General features: G+C 33.4%; 17 protein-coding genes. 10 read left to right on the forward strand and 7 right to left on the reverse strand.

Translation table 11 applies throughout. The annotated features are described in order from the left end of the window. Nucleotides 1-24 precede the first annotated feature (24 nt). Genes serS through CLAVI_RS00770 form a run of 3 tightly spaced genes read left to right on the forward strand, consistent with a single transcriptional unit; the run spans nucleotide 25 to nucleotide 4,080 of the window. Nucleotides 25-1,317: a serine--tRNA ligase gene (serS, locus tag CLAVI_RS00760; RefSeq protein ID WP_194843676.1), complete on the forward strand. Its 1,293-nt coding sequence runs from the start codon at nucleotides 25-27 to the stop codon at nucleotides 1,315-1,317. A 3-nt stretch (nucleotides 1,318-1,320) separates the two neighbouring features. Further along, nucleotides 1,321-2,049, forward strand: a complete 729-nt coding sequence (locus CLAVI_RS00765; protein WP_194843677.1) for a VIT1/CCC1 transporter family protein — start codon at nucleotides 1,321-1,323, stop codon at nucleotides 2,047-2,049. Nucleotides 2,050-2,058: 9 nt separating this feature from the next. Continuing rightward, a complete protein-coding gene (locus tag CLAVI_RS00770) occupies nucleotides 2,059-4,080 on the forward strand; it encodes a cation-translocating P-type ATPase (RefSeq protein WP_228547625.1) in 2,022 nt (673 codons plus the stop codon). On the opposite strand, the gene CLAVI_RS00775 is transcribed toward CLAVI_RS00770, so the two are convergent. Further along, nucleotides 4,070-5,200 carry an FtsW/RodA/SpoVE family cell cycle protein gene (locus tag CLAVI_RS00775; RefSeq protein WP_194843678.1) on the reverse strand — a complete coding sequence of 377 codons (1,131 nt, stop codon included), beginning with the start codon at nucleotides 5,198-5,200 and terminating at the stop codon, nucleotides 4,070-4,072. The two genes, CLAVI_RS00770 and CLAVI_RS00775, sit on opposite strands and share 11 nt — an antisense overlap. A gap of 35 nt (nucleotides 5,201-5,235) precedes the next feature. On the opposite strand from CLAVI_RS00775, the gene CLAVI_RS00780 reads away from it, so the two are divergent. After that, the gene (locus CLAVI_RS00780) at nucleotides 5,236-5,781 is read left to right on the forward strand and encodes a biotin--[acetyl-CoA-carboxylase] ligase (RefSeq protein WP_194843679.1); all 546 of its coding nucleotides are present in this window, start codon (nucleotides 5,236-5,238) and stop codon (nucleotides 5,779-5,781) included. Here CLAVI_RS00780 and CLAVI_RS00785 read toward each other — a convergent pair. Both CLAVI_RS00785 and CLAVI_RS00790 read right to left on the reverse strand, forming a co-directional pair. Continuing rightward, nucleotides 5,776-6,327 (reverse strand): hypothetical protein, encoded by a 552-nt coding sequence (locus CLAVI_RS00785; RefSeq protein ID WP_194843680.1) that lies wholly within the window; start codon nucleotides 6,325-6,327, stop codon nucleotides 5,776-5,778. The two genes, CLAVI_RS00780 and CLAVI_RS00785, sit on opposite strands and share 6 nt — an antisense overlap. Before the next feature lie 5 nt (nucleotides 6,328-6,332). Continuing rightward, a complete protein-coding gene (locus tag CLAVI_RS00790) occupies nucleotides 6,333-7,082 on the reverse strand; it encodes a pseudouridine synthase (RefSeq protein WP_194843681.1) in 750 nt (249 codons plus the stop codon). Nucleotides 7,083-7,232: 150 nt separating this feature from the next. On the opposite strand from CLAVI_RS00790, the gene CLAVI_RS00795 reads away from it, so the two are divergent. The 6 genes from CLAVI_RS00795 (at nucleotide 7,233) to CLAVI_RS00820 (ending at nucleotide 13,451) form a co-directional block, all read left to right on the forward strand. Further along, a complete protein-coding gene (locus tag CLAVI_RS00795; RefSeq protein ID WP_194843682.1) occupies nucleotides 7,233-7,892 on the forward strand; it encodes a 2,3-bisphosphoglycerate-dependent phosphoglycerate mutase in 660 nt (219 codons plus the stop codon). Then, entirely contained in the window at nucleotides 7,889-9,037 is a 1,149-nt protein-coding gene (locus tag CLAVI_RS00800; RefSeq protein WP_194843683.1) for an aminotransferase class V-fold PLP-dependent enzyme, read from the forward strand. Before CLAVI_RS00795 ends, CLAVI_RS00800 begins: the two co-directional genes overlap by 4 nt. A 12-nt stretch (nucleotides 9,038-9,049) precedes the next feature. Next, nucleotides 9,050-9,856 (forward strand): NifU family protein, encoded by an 807-nt coding sequence (locus tag CLAVI_RS00805; protein ID WP_194843684.1) that lies wholly within the window; start codon nucleotides 9,050-9,052, stop codon nucleotides 9,854-9,856. Nucleotides 9,857-9,939: 83 nt separating this feature from the next. After that, nucleotides 9,940-11,331 (forward strand): UTP--glucose-1-phosphate uridylyltransferase, encoded by a 1,392-nt coding sequence (locus CLAVI_RS00810; RefSeq protein WP_194843685.1) that lies wholly within the window; start codon nucleotides 9,940-9,942, stop codon nucleotides 11,329-11,331. Further along, nucleotides 11,307-12,314 carry an NAD(P)H-dependent glycerol-3-phosphate dehydrogenase gene (locus CLAVI_RS00815; protein ID WP_194843686.1) on the forward strand — a complete coding sequence of 336 codons (1,008 nt, stop codon included), beginning with the start codon at nucleotides 11,307-11,309 and terminating at the stop codon, nucleotides 12,312-12,314. The genes CLAVI_RS00810 and CLAVI_RS00815 overlap by 25 nt, the downstream gene beginning before the upstream one ends. Nucleotides 12,315-12,440: 126 nt before the next feature. Beyond that, the gene (locus CLAVI_RS00820) at nucleotides 12,441-13,451 is read left to right on the forward strand and encodes a hypothetical protein (protein ID WP_194843687.1); all 1,011 of its coding nucleotides are present in this window, start codon (nucleotides 12,441-12,443) and stop codon (nucleotides 13,449-13,451) included. A gap of 12 nt (nucleotides 13,452-13,463) precedes the next feature. Here CLAVI_RS00820 and CLAVI_RS00825 read toward each other — a convergent pair whose 3' ends face one another. The 4 genes from CLAVI_RS00825 to CLAVI_RS00840 all read right to left on the reverse strand — a co-directional run bounded on the left by CLAVI_RS00825 (nucleotide 13,464) and on the right by CLAVI_RS00840 (nucleotide 21,892). Beyond that, the gene (locus CLAVI_RS00825) at nucleotides 13,464-14,690 is read right to left on the reverse strand and encodes a CT620/CT621 family type III secretion system effector (RefSeq protein ID WP_194843688.1); all 1,227 of its coding nucleotides are present in this window, start codon (nucleotides 14,688-14,690) and stop codon (nucleotides 13,464-13,466) included. A 23-nt stretch (nucleotides 14,691-14,713) separates the two neighbouring features. After that, complete coding sequence (locus tag CLAVI_RS00830) at nucleotides 14,714-17,005, reverse strand: CT620/CT621 family type III secretion system effector (RefSeq protein ID WP_194843689.1); 2,292 nt, start codon at nucleotides 17,003-17,005, stop codon at nucleotides 14,714-14,716. Between the two features lie 269 nt (nucleotides 17,006-17,274). After that, entirely contained in the window at nucleotides 17,275-18,369 is a 1,095-nt protein-coding gene (locus CLAVI_RS00835) for a rod shape-determining protein (RefSeq protein ID WP_407644616.1), read from the reverse strand. A 7-nt stretch (nucleotides 18,370-18,376) separates the two neighbouring features. Next, nucleotides 18,377-21,892 (reverse strand): DEAD/DEAH box helicase, encoded by a 3,516-nt coding sequence (locus CLAVI_RS00840; protein WP_194843690.1) that lies wholly within the window; start codon nucleotides 21,890-21,892, stop codon nucleotides 18,377-18,379. Nucleotides 21,893-21,909: the final 17 nt, after the last annotated feature.

The following is a 21,909-nucleotide window of genomic DNA, read 5'->3' on the forward strand; positions in this document are numbered from 1 at the left end:
TAATGAAGAAAATGAGATTTAGCCATGTTGGATATTAAACTCCTTCGCAAAGACAAAACAAAATACGAAGCTCTTTTACAATTAAAAATTCCAAACCTATCTTTAACTCCTGTCCTTGAAGCTGATCAAAAATTACGCCAACTGAAAACGTTTACAGAAGGCTTACAAGCTGAAAAAAAAGCTTTATCAAAAGAGACTGCTATACTCAAAGCTCAAGGCAAATCTTTTAATCATCTTTTTGAACGCGTTCAAGTCCTTAGCTCTGAAATAACAGCTTCTGAAATTCTTCTAAATAAAACTGAAACTATATTTTTTGACTTACTATCTCATATCCCAAATATTCCTTCTGAAGAAGTACCTCAATCATCATTGAAAGCTGATAATAAAATTATCAAAATAGTTGGACAAAAACCTGCTTTTAATTTTTTGCCAAAACATCATTTAGAGCTTAATGAATCTCTCGCTCTCTTTGATTTTCATCGCACTGCTAAAACATCTGGATCTGGATGGCCTGCGTACTGTGGAAGAGGTGCATTACTTGAATGGGCATTACTTTCTTATATGAAAGATAAACAATACCAACATGGATTCCAATTTTGGCTACCTCCTCTTGCTGTCCGTAGAGAAATTTTGTTTGGATCTGGTCAAATTCCTAAATTTGATGGTCAATATTATGAAGTTTTAGATGGAGAAAATAATTTATTCTTAATACCTACTTCTGAAGTTGTATTAAATGGACTGCATTTTGATGAAATTCTTCCTGAAAGCTCCCTCCCCATCAAATATTCAGCCTACTCTCCATGCTTCAGAAAAGAAGCTGGTGCTGCTGGCGCTCAAGAACGAGGTCTTGTAAGGATTCATCAATTCAATAAAATAGAAATGTTTGGGTTTGCTTCTTCTGATAATGGAGAAAAAATGTTATATGACATGTTAGCTGTTACAGAAGACATTCTTCAAGGATTAGACATGCATTACCAATTTTCTTTACTTTCAGCTGGAGACATGTCTTTTACTGCAAATAAAACAATTGATGTTGAAGTATGGTTACCAGGACAAAATCAATATTATGAAGTATCATCTGTTTCTGCCTGTACTGATTACCAATCACGCCGATCTAAAATACGATGCCGTAAAAAAGATGGCTCTTTAGAACTAGTCCATACTTTTAATGGTTCTGGCTTAGCCACACCTCGATTATTAGTCGCCATATTGGAAAATAATCAAGATGCAAATGGAAATATTAAAATTCCAAATGCACTTCTTCCTTACTTAGCTGCTTATAAAGAATTTTCTTCAGGCTTTATTACGTTGGAGTAACCTATGTCTTGTAACCCTTCTTGCTGCTCTTCTTCTTCCAAAAAAAAAGTGCATCAAAATCCTGAGCCAGTTACTTCATGCATACTTAATCCTGAATCTAAAATTTTTATAGCTCTTTCTGCAGCAAAAGAATCTATTTTTTTTCTTTTTTTTCTTTTTATCCTTTTATCCATTCTCAGCACTAGTCATGCATTGCATATAATTTTTTTATCTAGTGGGATTGGCTATGGGCTATGGAGAGCCCTTACCACTATGTTAAAAAAAGAAAATTTTTTAGAAAATTTACAATTAAATGTTTTACTGGAAAAAGAAGCTGTTAGAACATGCTATGATGAAAAAAAAAATGAACTGTTTATAATTTTTAAAAATAAAGGCATTGATCCTTCTATTGCAAAACAAATCACTGAATGTATTGCCTTAGATTCTCAAACATTATTAAAAGTATTACTGAAAGAAAAATTTAATATAGAAATGGATAGATACCTGCATCCTGCAGAATATGGCCTATGGTTATTTATAGGTGCTTTTTTTACTTCTCTTGTATTTTCAGCAAGTGCATTTTTCTTTTCCTATAAAGTAATAATTCTTACAGGGATAGGAATTTTTGTTCTCACCTCCTATTTAAAAGCTTTACATACTCAAACTGTAATTCTAAAGGCTATTATATGGCATCTTGCCGCTGCCTTTACTTGCTTAGGATTATTTTTCTTTCTTGTTCAGGCGCTATCTTAGGAGTTTTTGATGTTTCCTTTTTTTTCTAAAGCTGTTCCCTTTCTTCAGCACCTTTTACCTAAAAAAAGGCCTAATGTTCAAGAAGAAGACGATACTTTTGAAATAGATTTTTCCCTCCTTCTTAATGCTAATGGGAAAAAATGGCATCATTTTTTCAGCCTTAAAATGGCTTTTACTGCAGCAGGATGTCTCATTTGCGCTTTTGTATTTCATTTATTAAATAAAGCATCCTGGTCGCATTGTTTTTGCCTACTTACCTTTTTCTTTGGTGGAACCCAAGCTTTATCTATTGCTATAAAAGAACTTTTTCAATTTAAGGCAAATATTGATGTTTTAATGACTCTTGCAGCATTTGCTTCAGTTATCATTGGTAGCGAATTAGAAGGGGGTTTGTTGTTAGTTCTTTTTGCCATTTCTTCTGGCTTAGGAGGTGCTGTCAATTCTAAAGCTACAGGAACATTGGATGCTCTTAAAAAAGGCGCTCCAGAATTTGCTACTGTCATTACAGATACACAACCTGGGTACAAAAAATCTATATATGAAATTAAAGTTGGTGATTCAGTTCTTGTTAAAAGTGGTGAAATAGTTCCTCTTGATGGTGTTATTTTAAATGGTCACTCCTCACTTAACCTCAGTTTACTTACAGGAGAAGCATTACCTATTCCTTGTAACCCTGGGGATCATATTCCTGGTGGAGCACGTAATTTAGAAGGATCTTTTATCATGAAAGTCCTTAACACTGGCGCTGAATCTGCTTTAGAAAAAACAATTCGCCTTGTCATGCAAGCACAAGAATCTAAGCCAAAATTACAACAACGATTAGGAAAATTATCTTCTTACTACGCTTCTTCCATCATTAGTTTATCAACTATATTTGCCTGTATCCTTCCCTTCATATTCAATAATATTCCTTTTTTTGGAGTAGAAGGTTCTCTATATAGAAGCTTAGCCTTTTTAGTAGCAGCATCTCCTTGTGCATTGATTTTAGCAGTTCCTATTGCATATCTGAGTGCTATTAATGCTTGTGCTAAGATGGGAGTATTAATCAAAGGAGGCATTATTCTTGACGCCTTAAGCTCTTGCGACACAATTGCTTTTGATAAAACTGGAACCATTACTACAGGTAAACTGACATGTGTAAAATATGAAGTTTTTAATATTTCTGAAGATCTCTTCTTACCTATTATCCTAGGGATAGGAGAGCTTTCAGACCATCCCATCGCAAAAGCTTTTGTAAATTTTGGAAAACATAAAGGTATTTCTCCTTGTGCAGTAGAAAATTATAAAAATTTAACAGGCTTTGGAGCTTCTGCTTCTTACCAAAATCAAACCATTCTTATAGGCCAACCCTCTGTCCTTATTAATCACATTGCAGAACCATTAAAAACAAAACTATACCAAATAGTGAACGAGTCTTTAGAGATGGGTCGCATCTGCTCTATTGCTGTAATGGGCTCTGCTGTAGCACTATTTTGTTTTGAAGATTCTATCCGGCCAGGAATAGCAGAAACTATGGCTATTCTAAAAAAAACCTGTCAAATGCGTATAGTCATGTTAACTGGAGATCATGAGACAAGCGCGCGGCAAGTTGGACTAGCAGCTGGGATAGAAGAAATTTATTTTTCTATGCGCCCTGAAGATAAATTAAATAAAATTAAAGAACTGGCTTCTAAAAGCTCTTTAATCATGGTTGGAGATGGAATGAATGATGCCCCTGCTTTAGCCTATGCTACTGTAGGAATAGCAATGGGACAAGGGGGCAGCCCAACAGCAACAGAAGCTGCTGATATTGTTCTCTTGCAAGATAATATTTCCACTCTTGTGCATTTAATTTCAAAAGCCAGTCAAACTCGTCGTATTGTTACTCAAAATCTTATGATTGCTGGATCTGTTATTTGTGGTATTTCATTACCTGCACTATTAGGTATTATTCCTTTATGGTTAGCTGTGATTTTACATGAAGGCGGTACAATTTTTGTTGGATTAAACGCGTTAAGATTATTAAGAAATATCAAGCGTACTAAGGAGTAAAACGCCTGCTGTAGACACTCTGTAGTAATCCCAAAGCCCCCATAGTTGCTACAACAGATGATCCTCCATAAGAAACCATAATCAATGGAACTCCTGTTACTGGAAGCAACCCACACATCATCCCAATATTAATGAGTATGTGTACTGCCATATAAACTGTGATACCTGCTGAAAGTAATCTCCCAAAAGAATCTTTTGCAACTGCTGTGATCTGACAACTGAAATAGATAAGAGAATAAAATAACCCCAAAAGAAACACCATCCCAACTAAACCAAACTCTTCTCCAAAAGCAGAAAATACAGAATCTGTATGAGCATATGGTAACCAACCCCTTCCTGCAAAATCTCCTGATCGCCATCCTTTTCCAAATACCCCACCAGTGCCAATAGCTGTAACTGATGCCCATTGATGATGATTATTTGGCATTAACCGAGCATATTGATAAGGCTTTAATATTTTTTGCGCATAAGGTTGAATCACCTCTGGAGCAAGTGGCCCTATAAAAATAGCTAAAATTAATAATAAACCTACTAATCCTCCATAACTACCAATTTTAACAATGCTAGCCTTAACATTACCTAAATAAAAAACACCTAATGTAATAGGAATAAGAACAAGGGCTGTCCCTAAATCTGGTTCTTTTAAAATTAGTATGAAAGGCAAAAAAATAATAGAAATAGCTGTAATTGCTGTCTTTAGAGAAGAAGCTTCTTCTTCTTTTTTATCTAAGAAGCTACTTAATATAATAATAAGAGCTGGCTTAGCATATTCAGATGGTTGAAGGCTCATTCCTATAAATGGCACCCGGTACCATCTATGTACATTTTGAATACTTGGAACAAAAAACACTCCAAGCAAAGCAACAATCACGACTCCATAAAGTAAGATAGAAGTGTCTTTCAATTTAGCATAGTCATACCTTGCAACTAAGAAAAATACTCCCCACCCTAGAATAAAATGTTTTAATTGCCCTAAAGTCTTAGGGCCAAAGAAATGACCTTGTCTATCATTAGCTGAAAAATCCATCGAAGAGATAATTAAAAGACTAATAAACATTAAGCTAATAATAACAGGAAAAAATCGCCAATCTAACTTTTTGAAATAAGAACATATATGCATAATTACTCCTCTTTACACCTTAACTAACCTCTAGTATGAAATTAGCTTACCTTCATCTTCCCATTACAACTTCTACAAATGATTATGCAAAATCACATTTATCAATAAAATCTTTAGGTTTATTCACTATTATTTCAACAGATCTACAAACAAATGGTCGTGGGACATCTTCTAGACAATGGTTATCTTCAAAAAATGATCTTGCCTTTTCAGTATGTTTTTTTATGCCTAAAAATACAGTGGACCCCTTGTGGTTAACTGCTCTTACTAGCCAAATAATGAAAAAAATTCTTCTTTGTTATGGAATTAACTCCACTATCAAAAAACCTAATGATCTATTTATAAATGGGAAAAAAATTGCTGGTATCTTGACAGAAACCATTTCTCATAACGATCAAACTCTCGTTATTATTGGTATTGGACTGAATGTAAATTCTTCAGCAACATTTCTTGAAACTATCTCTCAACCTGCAACATCTATTTTCAATGAAACAAATGTCATGACAGACTGTAAAAATTTATTATATACAATCACCCAACAATTACATGCTGAGATAACGTCTATTAAGAAGGAATCATAGTTTTTTTGGTAATGGTAAAGAAGCTTCCCATCCAAAAAATTTTAAAAAAGAAGAAAATAAAATACGCTGAAATAAACCATTATATGAACAAACACACTCTTTATAACGAAAAGAATGGTAGGCTATTTTATTCTCAGTTGCCCATAAATTCTCTAAAACATCTAAAAATAATTTTTTACTTTTATTTGTCTTAGGCTCAAAAATAGCTACTGTATCATAAATATACTGAGTATCTTCTTCTAAATTATGATAGCAACTCCATATTTTTCTAATAGTTGAGGCATTACGACAAAGAGATCCAGCAGTTATCTTCTTATAATCATCTTTTTTTTGAATAAAATATTTTTTTAAAGACGAATTTTGAGACACTTCTAACCCAACAAGTTCTTGTAGCTCTCTTAATTCTCTCCATTTTCTTTCATAGCTTTCTATTAATGGAGACCAAGCACTAAAGACTAATTGCCCTAAATAACGTAACCGTAAAAAAAATCCTAAGCCTATTCCCACAAATATACATAAAATAAGAAGGGGAAAAATTAAATTCATAGCAACTATGTATCTGTTTCTATTGGACGTTTGCGTAGTTTATCTGTTCTTTTTTCTTTTAAAAGAATTTCCTCTATTTCACAAGGAGTTAATGGTCGGTATTCTCCTGGTTTCAAAGAACCCAAAACTAAAGATCCAATACGAATACGCACTAATTCCAATAAATCAAGAGACGCATGTGCTGCTAAAATCCTGATTTCATGTTTTTTGCCTTCTTTAACTGTGATCTTTAATGTCCCTTTCCGAACTTTTTTGACACTAACTGGCTTAACAAATACTCCTTCAACAAAAGTACCTGCTGTTAATTTTTTTAAATGCGTATCTGTAATATCTTGGCGCACTTTAAGCAAATATTCTTTAGTAATATTATAAGATGGATGAATGGCTTTATTAGCAAAAAGACCATCATTAGTCATTAAAATAAGCCCTGTAGTCTCTTTATCTAATCGACCAACATTAAATAACCTATAAGGTAAATGTTTAAATATATCAGTGACTAACTTTGTTCCTGTAAAGAGCCGTGCTGCAGAGCAAACATAATTAAATGGCTTATGTAATAAAAAATATACTAGATCTTCTTGACGGACCTGCTTTCTTCTAAAACAAATTTTATCAACAGAAGGATCTACTAATGTTTGGGGTAACATCACACGGTAGCCATTAACAGTGACTTCACCTTCTAAAATGGCTTCATCACACCATCGTCTGGAAGCTACTCCTGAAGTGGCTAAAAATTTATTGAGTCGTACTTTCACTTTCTAAAACAAGCTCTCGCAAAAAAGTTGAAGAATATGTATTTTGCCAAGAAACATAATAAGAGTCTAATAACGATAAGATAAAATAATTTTATCTTTGAAAATATCATCCCTTTTCCTTCTTTTAACCATAATTAATGGGGTTTTCTCATGAAAAAATTAATTTTATTACGCCATGGCCAGTCTGTATGGAATAAAAAAAATCTTTTTACAGGATGGGTTGATGTGCCATTATCTTCAGAAGGAATACAAGAAGCATTCGCTGCTGGTGATCTACTTCAAAATGAACCTATTGATCTAATCTTTTGCTCTACTCTTATGCGATCTTTAATGACAGCTGTACTAGCTATATCCCGACATAAGGATCAGAAAACTCCTATTAGAGTAAATAGTGATGGCCTTCTTGGATTTACAAATCCCACAGAAGTAGAATCTTCTCTTCCTGTCTATGAATCTGCTGCTCTAAAAGAACGCGCATATGGAGAACTCCAAGGTACAAACAAAAGTCATGCAGAAGAAATTTTTGGAAAAGAACAAGTTCATATCTGGAGAAGAAGCTTTGATATCGCGCCTCCTAGAGGAGAAAGCTTAAAAGATACTGCTGCTCGTGTTATTCCTTTTTTTAAAGAGACTATTGTCCCTTTATTAAAAAAGGATAAAAGTATTTTTATTTGCGCACATGGAAATTCTCTTCGGTCCCTAATGATGTTTATAGATAATCTTTCTAGCGAACAAGTACTTAAATTAGAGCTGCCAACAGGAAAACCTTTTATTTATGATTGTAATCAAAAAGATTTTTTAAATTCATGATGATCTGGCTAAATAACCAACAAGCTGCTCATCCTAATGAAAAGCTATTTAAAACATTTCAATCATTTTCTAATGCATTTCCTGTATCAACCCAGTTTGATAAATTTACTCAGGGCGCTAAAGACGCAGAAAAACATTTAAGACAATTAGCTAACATTGATGATTCTTATCAATTTTTCTTTACTTCTTCTGGAACAGAAGCCATCAAAAATGTTTTTTTATATCTTTTTCTACAAGGTATTCATAAAAAAATAATCAAACGTATTGCTATTCCATCAACTGATGAACAAGCCACCATTCATATCTTAAACGAACTACAACGATATAATGCCCATTATGATTGGATAAGAACTAATGAAAATGGTGTTATTACTGCAAAGGCTGTTGAAACTGCTATTAATAATAAAGCTTCTATTATTTCCATGCCTTGGGCAGATGGATTGACTGGCATCATCCATCCTCTCAATGAAATTATGGAAGTCTGCCAAGATAAAGGCGCTTTAATTCATGTAAATGCTACACATATACTAGGAAAAGGCTATTACCCTTTTGAAGTACATTTTCCTGATTTTCTTTCTTTTGATGGCCTTCCTTTGCATTCATTATCTGGCACTGGTGGAATTTTTATTAAAAATCAATTGATTACTGACTCTTTGTTATTTTCTAACTCTTTAAATCAAAATTTTTTTTCTAATACCTATCATCCCGCATTACCTATAGTCCTTGGAGAAGCTGCTTTTGAAATGTCTTCTCAACAAGATCGTATGTGTATGGAAACACTTAGATTACGCAATTTTTTTGAAGAAAGTCTTAGCCAAGCTATTCCTGGTATCCAAATCTTGTTTAAAGAGCAAGAGCGACTCCCCAATGTCTCTCTTATTAATTTTTCTGATATCTCTGCTGAAACACTTGCTTTTCTTCTTTATCAAAAAAATATTTATGGAAGTATTGGGTATGGAAATTTTCAAGGACTTTCAATGGTCCTCCAAGCTTGTGGTATATCTCCACTTTTATGTCATAGCACGATAAGCTTTGCTTTGTCTCGCTTAACAACTCAGGAAGAAGTTATAGCTACAATCAATGCTATTACAGATTGCATTACCCAATTAAAAAAACGTTCTTATCAACCTATACTTTCTGACTAACCCTCTTGATCTATGTTTTATCACCCTCATCAAAGTTGGCATCGTTATTCTAAAAAAATGATTCGCCGTATTCTTTCTCCTATATCTCCAGGATTTTTTTCTGAAAATGAATCTTCTCAAAGAGACATGCGCTGTGTAATAGGCTTTCAAGGAGATAAGATTATTGGCAATCAAATTGTTTTTTATCTTTTAGTAGATGAAACTGATGGAATGATTGTTGATGCAAGATTTACAGTATTTGGTCATTCATCTCTTATTGCTTCTGCAGACGCACTTTGTGAATTGGTCATAGGAAAAAATTATCAAGAAGCTAGTCGCTTATCTATAAATGATATTGATAAGCATTTATCAGATAAAACAAGCACTTCCGCATTCCCCTTTGACACACAAAGTTATTTAAATTTTTCTTTAGATGCTTTAGCAGAAGCTCTTGATAATTGCTCTGATCTTCCTGTTAGAAATTTTTCATCCCCTTTCCCTTCAATGATGGAAGAAGTAGATGAACGCCTCTGTAATGATTGGCCTAAACGTTCTGAAGCTGATAAAATTATAATGATCAATATGGTCTTAGATAATCACATTCGTCCTTATGTTTCTATGGATGGAGGAGATGTAACTGTTATTTCACTTAATAATGATGAAGTCACCATAGCTTATGGTGGAAATTGTACAGGCTGTTTTTCAGCTATGGGATCTACTCTCTCTGCTATTCAAAACGTGTTAAATAAATTTTTAAGTCCAGAAATCAGTGTCAAGGTAGATGTAGATAATCCTCCTTCACATGGAACTTCCCATAATATGGACCTATTTTCTTACTAACCTTTTCTTTTGATAAAATAATTTCTTTAATAAAAGAGATTGAAAAAAAAGCGTAGAACTTCGAAAAAGACAGATTAACAACCATGTATTATCCAGTGTCTTCTTTTTCAAAAAAAATACTTTCTGAAACATTTTTTTCTTGTCATCGTCTTCTTTCTAGCCTTGGACAAGAAAAAATTTTTGAACATTTTTATACTCTTGCTTTCACAGAGCAACTGCATTTATTGCACCAAATACAATCCTTAGATATTAACCTTTTTAAAAGACAACGTAGAACTCTACGTCTTCCCAAGAAAAGGCTTTCTTATACTCCTTTAAAAAATGCGCCTTTAGAAAAAGATCACTCTTTTTTACATGCAGATGGAGTCAAATTAATGGCTCAAGGAAAAACTGGCTGTATTATAATGGCTGCTGGTCGTGGCTCTCGATTAGACCCTAACAATCCAAAAGGAACATTTCCAATATCTTTAGTCAAAAATAAATCTTTATTCCAACTTATTTGTGAAAAAACCTGTGCAGCCAGCACTCTTTGCAATCAAAAATTACCTATTGCATTTATGCTTTCTCCAGAAAATTTTTCTCCAGTTCTTCGTTATTTTCAAAAACATAAATTTTTTGGATTAGACCGCGATCAAATCTTTTTCTTTATTTCACCAACAGCACCTTTATTTAATAATGCAGGATCTTTATTTTTACAAAATCCCTATACTATTGCAGCTGATTCTTTAGGGAATGGAGCTCTTCCTCAAGCTTTTGATAAAAGTACTATTCTTGATCAATGGAAAAAAGCTGGAGTTGAAATGATAAATATCATTCCTGTAGACAACCCTCTTGCCTTACCTTTTGACCCTGTATTATTTGCTTATCATGCAACTCAGAAATCAGATGTTACTATTAAAGCCATTTCTTCTACTCATTCCCATGAATCTGTTGGTATTTTAGTAAAAGATGAACGCCAAAGAACATTAATTGTTGATTACTCAGACCTAGATGAAAGACAAAAAACAAACCTAGACCTACAATCTTACCCTTTAGTGAATAGTGGCATGTATTGTTTTTCTTCAGATTTTTTAAAACAAAGCAGCCAACTCCCTCTATCATTACATAAAGTTTACAAGCGCACCCCTTGCAACATGTCTCTTGTTCCTTGCTGGAAATTTGAATATTTCCTTTTTGATCTTTTTGCCTTTACAGATAAAGTAAGCACCCTTGTTTATAATCGATATGAATGTTTTGCCCCATTAAAAACTTTAAAAGGAGTTAATAACCCTGAAGACGTTCAAAAAATTGTTATGACCCATGAAAAAAACCTTGTGACTAATCTCATTGGTAAAACAAATCTTTCAAACGAAGTTCTTGAAGTTGATGCTGATTTTTATTACCCTTCATCACAAACAATAGAAAACTGGGAACAGAAAGTTTTCTTTTTAAACTCATGTGCTGAGGTATTATGCAAAAAAATATTGCCTACCTAGGTATAGGGGCATGGGGATTCTGCTTAGCCTCTCTTTTAGCCAAACAAGGTCATCTTGTTAAGATGTGGAGTCATCGTTCTGATATTATTCAATTCCTCTCATCAAAAAAAGAACATCCAAAATTTCCAGGCGTCCCTATTTCCCCAAATTTATCATTTTCTAATGACTTAACTGCAACATTAGACTCTGTTGACTTGATTATTGAGAGTGTCTCTTCACAAGGTATTCGCCCTGTATGTAACCAAATAAAAGATAGTATAACATCCTTATCCTGTCCCTTTGTCTTAACTTCTAAAGGCATTGAACAAGATTCACAATTATTATTAAGTGAAATTGCTCAAGAAATTTTAGGCCCCGAGTCTACTGCGTTCATTGGATCTTTAAGTGGTCCTTCTATTGCTGGAGAAGTCATGAAAGGACTTCCTTGTTCTGTGGTTTGCTCTTCTTATAATCCAGACATTCTTCCTCTTATTCAAGAAACTTTTTCATCTGAATCTTTTAGAGTATATCCAAACGCTGACATCAAAGGCGTTGAATTAGGTGGCGCTCTTAAGAATGTAATCGCTATTGCTGCTGGTATATCTGATGGCATGAATCTGGGATATAATGCAAAGTCTGGTTTGGTTACCCGTGGTCTTCATGAAATACGTAAACTAGGACGTGCTCTAGGATGTAAAGACACAACCATTACTGGATTATCTGGGATGGGTGATCTATGTGTTACATGCTTTTGTGGCCTTAGTCGTAATTATTCTTTTGGACAATTACTCGCCCAAGGTACTACTGTTGAATCAGCAAAAGAACAAATAGGTATGGTTGTAGAAGGTGCCTATACTGTTGTATCTGCTATGCAAATGGCTGCAACTCATCATATTGATATGCCTATCATAAAAGGTATTTTTAATGTGATTTATAAGAAACAATCTTCTATACATGCACTTAAATTACTATTAAGCCGTGAAATTAAAGAAGAACATCTTTGATTATTTTTCTTTTTAATTGCTCGCAATTTTATTTTTTAATAGAGTTGAAATTTGTAAGATCTTAGAGGTATTTAACTCTCTTGCCTATCCTATAGATCTTATTCTTTATTAAGAGTTTAAAATAGTATGATGCTAAAATTTCTACATAATCGACTTCTCTCTCAAGTAGTTAGCATTTTACTATCCATATTTTCTATTATTTCTTTAGATCTTCAAGCATCCCCAGCTGGAAACCCTGCAGACCCTATCTTACTAAGTTATAGCACTTGGGGCATCTGTACTGGACCTTTATATGATACTCCTACGATTCTTAAAGATTACTCTGAATATACAAGTCCATTTTCTATGGGAGTAAAATGTGGCTTTTATGGCGATTATATCTTTAAGAAAAAAATGAGTATCCATAAGGTTCCTCTTTATCTTGGTGATATTATTAAAATTAGTGTGCCTGTTAGAGAGATGTCTCTATCTCATTCTGGCGTTTCATTCACTATAAATTTTCAAGGCAATGACACAGAAAAATGCTTATCTGTTTGGGATTGGGAAGTATTTGGAGTAGTAGGAGCAACATCTATGCACCTTTCCTTACCATTATTAGGCTTTCGTGTGCCTACAGCATCTGATGAACCTAATACTTCTACAGGCATGATGGATATTCTTACAGATATAGGACTTTCTTATAACGTTGGAATTAAGAAAATTTTATATAGACGCAACGATATTGTCATGGGAGTTTCTGCAGAATATACCACTGCATTTCCAAAAATGCATCAAACTATTCTTTTTCAGGTAGATGCTCCAGAAGTTTATTTTGAAGAAAGTCCTCATATTTTGCGCTATCAAGATTGGTCTACTTCTTTAAGCATGTGTACTCGGGTTAATAATTACTGTTTTCCTTATGTAAGCATAATTGCTGGATATTCAATTATAGAACCCTCTCAACCTGAAAATATATTTAAAGAATTCTCTACTGCATACTTAGATTGGAACTTTATTATGCGAGATATAGAAAGCACCAAAATACTTTCTGTTGCTTGTGGAATGAGCTATCTTGTTGGCAATAATACTTCTGTTACTGTAGAAGGCCGCTGGGGACAACAATCTGCTATCCATGTGGATATGAAAGTTCTCTTCTAGCTACTATATTTTTTATCCTCTTACCTCTTCGATCAAACTTCGATACATCTTATATAAAACCATTAAAGAAGTAGAAACCACAGTCCACTGTTGAGACATTCCTGCTAAATTCAACTGTAACGCCATCTGTTGCATTTGACTAATATCCTGTAATGATTGCTGATCTTGAATCACTTTTTCTATAAAAATTCCCATTCCTCCTGGATTCTCTGATCCATCCCCATTAATAAGTTCATCTTCAGCTTTTTTAAGAGTTCCATACCAATCTAAATCACTAGATTTTACTTTAAATGATGTATTTGCTGTAGGAGCTATAATTTCTATTGATGATAGACTTGTTCCTAAAGTATCAAGCTGTTTTTTAATTGCATCGAAGGTTTTTAAATAATCTTTAAAGAGATTAGTTAAAGTTGTTTGTTGATCATTCGTCAAATTAGTATTTTGTGGAATTTGCAAAAGAATATTCTCTACAATACTCTTGGCAGTCTTCACACTAGATGTATCTGCCTTTTGTTGATTAATTTCTGCTAACAATCGCTGCTTCACCTCTTGCATCTCTACAGGTAAGATGATCTGCTGCAAAGTCAAAATATCTCCTGTCAAATCATATTTAACTTGTGCCTCAGCAAAATTACTTATAATCCTTACTACTTGATCAATGATCCCAACTCCATAATTACTATAATTCAAAGCTTCTGCTAAAAGCAGTAAATTACCTTCTTGTTTAGGAATATAATCTAATAAAATAGCATTATAAAAAGCGCTTGGAAGCGGCACTGTAGTGGCTACTTCTCCTGTAGCAGGAGTACTTACAGTCACTGCTCCTAAATAATTAGGTTGAATATTTAATAAAAGAGAAGAAAGGTCCTCTAAAGCTTGCGCTGAATAACCTGATGCTTCTGATTGCTTGCGATCATAATCACGGGCTACCTTACGTTCATCTGCTTGTTTAGCAGCTACTGTCATATTTTGTAGCAATGCCATAGTAGTTGCAGTCATTAATAAATCTTTTTCTGCAGAAAAAGCGGTTTCTTGAGATTGGAAAATTTCTACGTTATCTAACATTAATACTAGTTGTTTAAGCATTTGCTGCTTATCCAATAACATTTGATAGCCCTCTAGATCATTCATTGAAAAAAAACTTGCTTGTACATTCATGTCTAGTGAAGGATTAATGGAATCTATACCTTCTTGTCCTGATGGGTTCTGATATAGATCATTTGAGCTACTGACGTACATTATCTTCTCCAAAGAGTTTATAATTAATGAGATCTTTTACATTTAAATTTACTGGCTAATGTCATGTACAATCTTCCTAATAAATGTAGTCCTGTTGTAATAATCGTCCATTCCTGTTGTACAGCATTTACTTCTAGGTTCAATGTTAATTGCTGCGCTTGGCCTTGATCAGCATAATTAGCATAACCACTCTGTAAAAGATTCCCAATAGTGGATATTCCTCCTTCAAAGATCTGCTTTTTATTACCTGTAATAAATTGCTGTTCTAAAAAAGGTAATGCATAAGGCCATTCTGCTGGCCCTTCCACATTAAAAATATTTGTTTTTGTTTTATCTGTTATGCCAGTAATTGATAGAAGATTTACAAAATTGTATAATTTAGTTCCTTGATCTGCTGCAGCTGTTAAGGAATATTTCATATTAGTTAATTCCATAATCAATTGATTTTTTTCTAAAGAACCAAATTTAACATCATCTTCCATATTTATTATTAATTGATTACATAGCCTTAATGCATCATCTACTAAAACAAGATCATTATATATACGACGTCTAGAAGCTGTTAATGCTGATCTAGTTACATCAAATGCAGATGTAATATTCTGAGTATTTGCTTGGTTCAAGCAATTACTTAAATTATAGTGAGCAACAGCAGAAACAACTCCTGGTAGCTTGGCTCTCAGTTGATTATACAGGTCCATTCCCACCCCTGCGTAATTCATATCATGCACCATCGAATTAAGATAACGATCTTGTTTAGGAATGAAATTATTAATCATTAAAGATTGATATTTAGATGCTAATACATCATATGCATTTAACCCTGCGCTAGCAACATCGACTATAGACTGATATCCTTGTAAAAGATTTTTTTTCTCTTGAATTCCCTGTAACTTGCTCTGATAGTCACTTGTTAGTGTTGATTGCGCTTCTTCATACTTTGTATTACATTTTGTTTTTGCTTCTTCTTGTGTCACAAGATGAGCCTGTAGTTTACTTAATTGTAATTTAGCTAATGACTTATAAATAGCCAGAGAAACCTTTGAATCTACTTCATATTCATCTGCAGCAGGCGCTATGCGAACAAAGAACACTTGGTCAAAACAACTTAGCTGTTGCGCTCCTGTTGGATTGAGAGTTGTATTATTTAACGAATCCTTGAACTTAGTAATTGGATCTGATAAATCAGTAGAAAAATAATCATTTATCGTAATTTTTCCTACTGTACTAACAATATCAGCTCTTTCTGCTATCCCTTGATTTTCTGCTAATTTATTTCGCAACTGATAAATACTTTCTTGGATTCCCATAAAAAATCCTAAGCTATAAGTATTAGATAAAGGCATTTCTAGCAATGTGTTAATATAGCTTTTTAACTCTTCTGAATAGTTTTTTAATGCGCTTGGAGTAGTCCCTGCTTTTAAATTATCATAAATAGTGTTCTTTAGATCAGAAAGAATTTGTAAAATATCATTCCCACTGTTCATTAATCCATATGTTACAACATCAATTCCAGGTGTTATTGCTGTTGAAACAATCAAGTTAACTTGCTGTTGAATAGTCTTTACAGCTTCTTCAACTAACTGTTGTCCTTGAGAAAGGGTAAGAAACATATTGAAATAATTTTCAAGAGAAGCTGCTTTTTCCTCAAAAGTTGCAATTTTTGCCTTTGCCACCTCTACAACTTTCTTGAATAATGTTTTTACAGAGGTCCAAAATGCAGCTTCTTGTTTTTGACTCCAGATACTACTTGCTTGTTCTCCAATAAAAGAAGGCAGTTCATTTACAAAATTAGCATCACTAAGAGATAATTTTCCGGCTATTCCTTTGTCTACTAAATTTGATAATTTAGTGACTACCCCATCTAATGTTTGAATTAAATTACTGTTCGATAAGCTATCTTGTAAGCCATTAACAATTTTCCATAATTTATAAGCTACCACCATCGTATCGTTATTGAGTTCACCTGAAAAACTTAATGATCCGACTGCTGATGTTACTGTTGTTGAAGGAGAAGTGCTGCCAAGTACCTTTAAACTCAGCTCTTCTTTTTCTAATATTTTATAATTAAGGCTTTCCTGATTAATTAATTTTTTACGCTCTATACAAGTATCTTTCGTTGCTAATATTTTTAATACATTTTGAACTGGCTGTAATTGATTGAATAAAGATACAGATGAATGATAATCACATAAATTTTTTAAATCAGAATAATGATCTAATCGGGAAAATTTGGCTGAAAATTGATTTGTTAATGTCATTTCGATTAAGTGTGGAAAATTCTGTTTTATACCAGATAATATCTCCAAAGACATAATTGAAACCTTTTATATTTATTTCATTTTATTAAAAATAAATTATAAAAAATAGATTAAAAAAAGCCACTAAAGCAATAAAAGAGTCAACTCTATGATTAAAAACCTCTTATAAAAAACAATAAATTAAATATATAAAAGCATGATTTTATGAAGCGAAGACCACGATACCATGATGGAAGAAATGGCCAATAAAAAAATTTATGTAAAACAATTTTACATAAATTTTATTATAAGACCTTCATAAATATAATCTCTATAGATTGACTCTATAGAAGACCACGTTTCTTTTTAAATTTATCTAAATGCTCTAAAGCTTTTCCTGTACCTAAACAAACTGCTAATAATGGATGTGGCGCTATAATTACAGGCAATCCTGTGTTTTTTGTAAGAGCTCTATCCAGTCCTTTAATAAGAGCTCCTCCTCCTGCTAAAACCATTCCTCTTTCTACTAAATCTGCAGAAAGTTCAGGTGGACATTTTTCTAGAGTTAATCGAACACATTCTATGATTTGTTGAATAGGCTCTGCTAAACACTCTCTAATTTCGACAGAATTAATACGTTTAGTAATTGGAAGTCCTGCTACTTGATCACGACCTCTTACTTCCATCTCTAACTCTTTATCCCCTAATGGAAAAGCAGAGCCTATGGTAATTTTAATTTCTTCAGCAGTACGAGGTCCAATCATTAAATTATATGTTCTACGCATATAATTAATGATGCATTCATCGAATTCATCCCCTGCGATTCGAAGAGATCGCGATTCAACAATACCACCTAATGAAATAATAGCTATTTCTGTAGTCCCACCACCAATATCAATAATCATACTTGCAGCAGGTTCATGAACAGGTAAATCTACACCAATAGCAGCTGCCATTGGCTCTTCAATTAAAATAACTTCTTGTGCTCCAGCATGTAGGGCTGAATCTTCTACTGCTCTTTTTTCTACGCCTGTAATACCTGATGGGACAGCTATTAAAATTTTAGGCCGAAATAAACTTCTTGCTGGAGTAACCCGTTTAATTAAAGCTTTTAACATTCCTTCAGCAATTTCAAAATCAGCAATTACCCCATCTTTCATAGGACGAACAGCTAAAATCTTTCTTGGTGTTTTGCCTAACATAGCTTTGGCCTTATGCCCGACAGCAAGAACTTCTCCTGTTTGTGCATCTACTGCTACCACAGAAGGTTCACTTAAAACAATTCCTCGCCCACGAACATAAACTAGCGTGTTTGCTGTACCTAAGTCAATTCCTACATTTCCAGAAAAAAAGTTAAATACTTTATCTAAACGTTTTAACGTTGTGTTATACATAGCGTTACAAAACGTTTTCCAATGATGATGTCGGTTATGAGTCATACCCTACCTAAGTCTGCAATAATTCTAATACTTCTTCCCAGGTCAATTTATAAATAACCTCATCATCAGTACTGATGACTTTCTTAACCAAGGATCTTTTCTTATTTTGCATTTGCAAAATCTTTTCTTCTATTGTATTCAATGTTACCAATTTATAAGACGACACTGAACGACGCTGACCTATTCTACGCACACGATCTGTGGCCTGATTCTCTACAGCAGGATTCCACCACATATCATAATGAATAACTGTATCAGCTCCCACTAAGTTTAAGCCTGTTCCTCCTGCTTTCAATGAAACAAGAAAGATAGGGATATTTGGATCATCATTAAATCGATTCACAATATCCAATCGATTTTTTGTAGACCCATCTAAATACATAAAGGCTATACCTCTTTCCTCAAGATCAGTCTTCATAATAGTTAACATTTTTGTATATTGACTGAAAACAACTGTTTTATGGCCACCCTCAATTAAGGAAAGTAACAATTCTATTAACATATCATATTTAGCAGAATCACCAGCTTCATGCTTATCTTTTGCAAAAATTGCTGGATGACAACAAATTTGTTTTAATCGAGTCAATGTAGCTAATACATGAATATGAATCTTATCAAAGCCTTCTTGTTTTACTAAGCGTGATAATTCCACTTTGGCTGATGCAGCATAAGATTGATACAACTCTTTCTGTGAATCGGTTAAATGACAATGATACAAAATTTCTGACACTGGTGGAAGGTCTTCTAATACATCCTCTTTCATACGTCTTAAGATAAAAGGTGCTACTTTCTTTTTTAAAGCTTCTAAATTATCTGTCTTATTGCCCATAAATCCACAATTACGGATATATTTCCCAACAAATCGATCATAAGTACTTAAAAATCCTGGCATTAAGAAGTCAAATAAACTCCAAAGCTCTTCTAATGAATTTTCTATAGGGGTTCCTGTTAATATTAATCGATGAGTCGCAGCTATAGCTTTTACAGATTTAGCGTTTCTTGTTGTTCTATTTTTGATATGGTGCGCTTCATCTAAAATCATATAATCAAACTTAATGTCTTTATAGATCTCTATATCCTTTTGTAAAAGATTATAGGAAGTAATAATAACATCATAATGCTCCAACGACTTTAGCTGCTTCCGTCTTTGCATTGGAATACCATCCACTGCTAATGTCTCTAATTCTGGATTAAATTTGCGAAATTCCTCTTTCCAATTATATACTAAAGATGTTGGGCAAACGACTAAGGACTGTGCTTTTGGGTTCTCTGCTTTACTTTGTGTAATAGCAATGATAGCCTGTAACGTTTTCCCCAATCCCATATCATCTGCTAAAATTCCATTCAAGTGCATCTTGCGAAGTCTTTCTAGCCATTGAACACCTTCCACTTGATATTTTCTTAGTGTTGCCCGAATAGCCATTGGAATATCTTTAGCATCAAAGGAAATTTCTCCTCTAATCTGTTTTTGAATTTCTTCTAATTCTGGACATATCGTCATAGTAATAGGCAATGACTCAAACTGATCTTGATGAATACTTGTCAAACTCCACAATGGTCGCTTTTCTACCATATCATCTAAAACACGAAATCCTATCTCATTAAAAATTTGAACTAATGGAACAAGTTTTTCTAAATCTAAGACCAAAATACGTGGTAATTTTGTAGGTATATGTTTATAGCTTTTTTTAGCCTTTAACACATTATTACAACGTTTAACAGGTAGTTCTACATAACATTTTTTAGAACCTATACAGTCCCATAGTAGATCTAAATGAATACCTTTTAATAAGCCATTTACTTTAAGACGAACTTCATACGTATCCACTGAATCACTACATTGGAAATCTAACTCAAAATGAGTTTCATCATATATAAATTGTTCTGACAAATTTTCTGGACACTGAAATGTCATTCTATATTGATTTTTAGGAATCGTTTCTGTCATAAAATCAACGATCTTTTTCTCACTTTTTAAGCGATAAACTCCATCCTTCTCATCATAAATAAAATCAGCGAACACCTCTTCAGAGATCTTTCTTTCTTCTACTAAATTTCTTGATAAAATACCATCTGTTCCAATGAAGCCTGCTACAGTTTTATATTGTAGCTGATTAGACGCTACAGAAATTTTAGCATCATTATAAATGAAAAATAGATGTGCCTCTAACTCTCCATTTAAATAACTCATCTCGCATACACCTTGAATATTTCCTACATATGGCAAGGTAGTAACTGAATCTAACACCTCTGTATTAATGACATCTGCATAACTTTTCAATACAGGCAAAGCATTTTCAACAAAAGTACCAAAAAGAGCTTCTGGAACTGTAATTTCTCGAAGTCTTAAAAGAGATCTTAAATGATTTCTTTTAATCTGAGGAACAAAACGATAATAGACAGCTTCATGAATCAAACCAGGTGCATCTGACTCCAACAAAAATAATTTTTCTGGAGAAGTCTCTTCTTCACCAAATGAAATCAATGGAGTTAATAATAAAGCCCGATAAGGAGATTCAAAACGATCTAATATAAATTTTACTTTAGATGGTATTGAAGACCACCATAAAGGGTCTTCTAAATTACCTAAAAATAACCCCGCAAAAGGTTGTTTACCATCCGAAACAACCAATAAATTATTTCTAGGCGCCATTAATGAAGCATCGTATGCTTTAGCTAATAATTTACCTAATGCAGCAGCTGGTAATTGTGCTGATTTTAAAAATCTTTCTTCTATGCCAGGATTTGCATAACAGGCGTACCTAAATAACAAATGTAAGCTTTCCTGATCTCTGGATTCAAAAGATTTTAAGGTGAAAAAAAATCTTTTTCCAGACAAAACAATTGGTTCTTGATAATGTACTGCTTCTAAAAATGCTTTTACATTTGGAACATAAATAGGTTTTGACCGATTAGGCAATCTAAGAAAAATTTGAAAATCAACAGAATGAAATGGGCAAAAAATTTCTTCTCGGCTACCACTAACAAAAATGATTCCTAACTCTGCTAAATCTTCTTTTAAATGTTCAGCTGGCAAGAAAAATGGACTTGCACTAAGAACTTTTGACGCAGCAATATATTCACTCAAAATTTCTTTTTGATGTTGCTGATCTTTCCTTACTTCTTCTTTATTAGCTGCATATTCAAAAGCTTCTTTAAGCTCTTTTTTTACTTCTTCATCAATATTCTGCACAGCTTCTAAATTCGCTTCTTGAGAATACGATACTACCATCGCATCAAAATGAATTTCTAAATAAAAAAGTAATGCCACAATGTGCTGACAATCATATGTATAACTACAATCACAGTTAGAATCGACTGTCTCAGATTCACTCCGATCAATTTCTATTTCACTTTCATAGCAATTGTCATAAGCACCTTTTATATTCGCGCTTAACCGAACAATCTCGCCATCAATGTGTAAAATTTTTGCGTCAACAATAGATTTTTTATCAAATAGCTCTTTACCTTCTTGTAAAACGGCAGCAGCAAAATCTCTTCTTAACTTACGAAAATTAAGCATTCGTCCTCTATACGTGG

Origin of the sequence: Candidatus Clavichlamydia salmonicola, assembly GCF_015356765.1 — a bacterium.
Classification (GTDB): Bacteria; Chlamydiota; Chlamydiia; order Chlamydiales; family Chlamydiaceae; genus Clavichlamydia; species Clavichlamydia salmonicola.

Coding starts and splice junctions, on each gene's coding strand:
- CLAVI_RS00765 (WP_194843677.1), top strand. CDS start 1,321: ATGTCTTGTAACCCTTCTTGCTGCTCTTCTTCTTCCAAAAAAAAAGTG.
- CLAVI_RS00810 (WP_194843685.1), top strand. CDS start 9,940: ATGTATTATCCAGTGTCTTCTTTTTCAAAAAAAATACTTTCTGAAACA.
- CLAVI_RS00780 (WP_194843679.1), top strand. CDS start 5,236: ATGAAATTAGCTTACCTTCATCTTCCCATTACAACTTCTACAAATGAT.
- CLAVI_RS00820 (WP_194843687.1), top strand. CDS start 12,441: ATGATGCTAAAATTTCTACATAATCGACTTCTCTCTCAAGTAGTTAGC.
- CLAVI_RS00815 (WP_194843686.1), top strand. CDS start 11,307: ATGCAAAAAAATATTGCCTACCTAGGTATAGGGGCATGGGGATTCTGC.
- CLAVI_RS00805 (WP_194843684.1), top strand. CDS start 9,050: ATGTTTTATCACCCTCATCAAAGTTGGCATCGTTATTCTAAAAAAATG.
- CLAVI_RS00825 (WP_194843688.1), bottom strand. CDS start 14,690: ATGTACGTCAGTAGCTCAAATGATCTATATCAGAACCCATCAGGACAA.
- CLAVI_RS00775 (WP_194843678.1), bottom strand. CDS start 5,200: ATGCATATATGTTCTTATTTCAAAAAGTTAGATTGGCGATTTTTTCCT.
- CLAVI_RS00785 (WP_194843680.1), bottom strand. CDS start 6,327: ATGAATTTAATTTTTCCCCTTCTTATTTTATGTATATTTGTGGGAATA.
- CLAVI_RS00830 (WP_194843689.1), bottom strand. CDS start 17,005: ATGTCTTTGGAGATATTATCTGGTATAAAACAGAATTTTCCACACTTA.
- CLAVI_RS00800 (WP_194843683.1), top strand. CDS start 7,889: ATGATGATCTGGCTAAATAACCAACAAGCTGCTCATCCTAATGAAAAG.
- CLAVI_RS00770 (WP_228547625.1), top strand. CDS start 2,059: ATGTTTCCTTTTTTTTCTAAAGCTGTTCCCTTTCTTCAGCACCTTTTA.
- serS (WP_194843676.1), top strand. CDS start 25: ATGTTGGATATTAAACTCCTTCGCAAAGACAAAACAAAATACGAAGCT.
- CLAVI_RS00795 (WP_194843682.1), top strand. CDS start 7,233: ATGAAAAAATTAATTTTATTACGCCATGGCCAGTCTGTATGGAATAAA.
- CLAVI_RS00835 (WP_407644616.1), bottom strand. CDS start 18,369: ATGACTCATAACCGACATCATCATTGGAAAACGTTTTGTAACGCTATG.
- CLAVI_RS00840 (WP_194843690.1), bottom strand. CDS start 21,892: ATGCTTAATTTTCGTAAGTTAAGAAGAGATTTTGCTGCTGCCGTTTTA.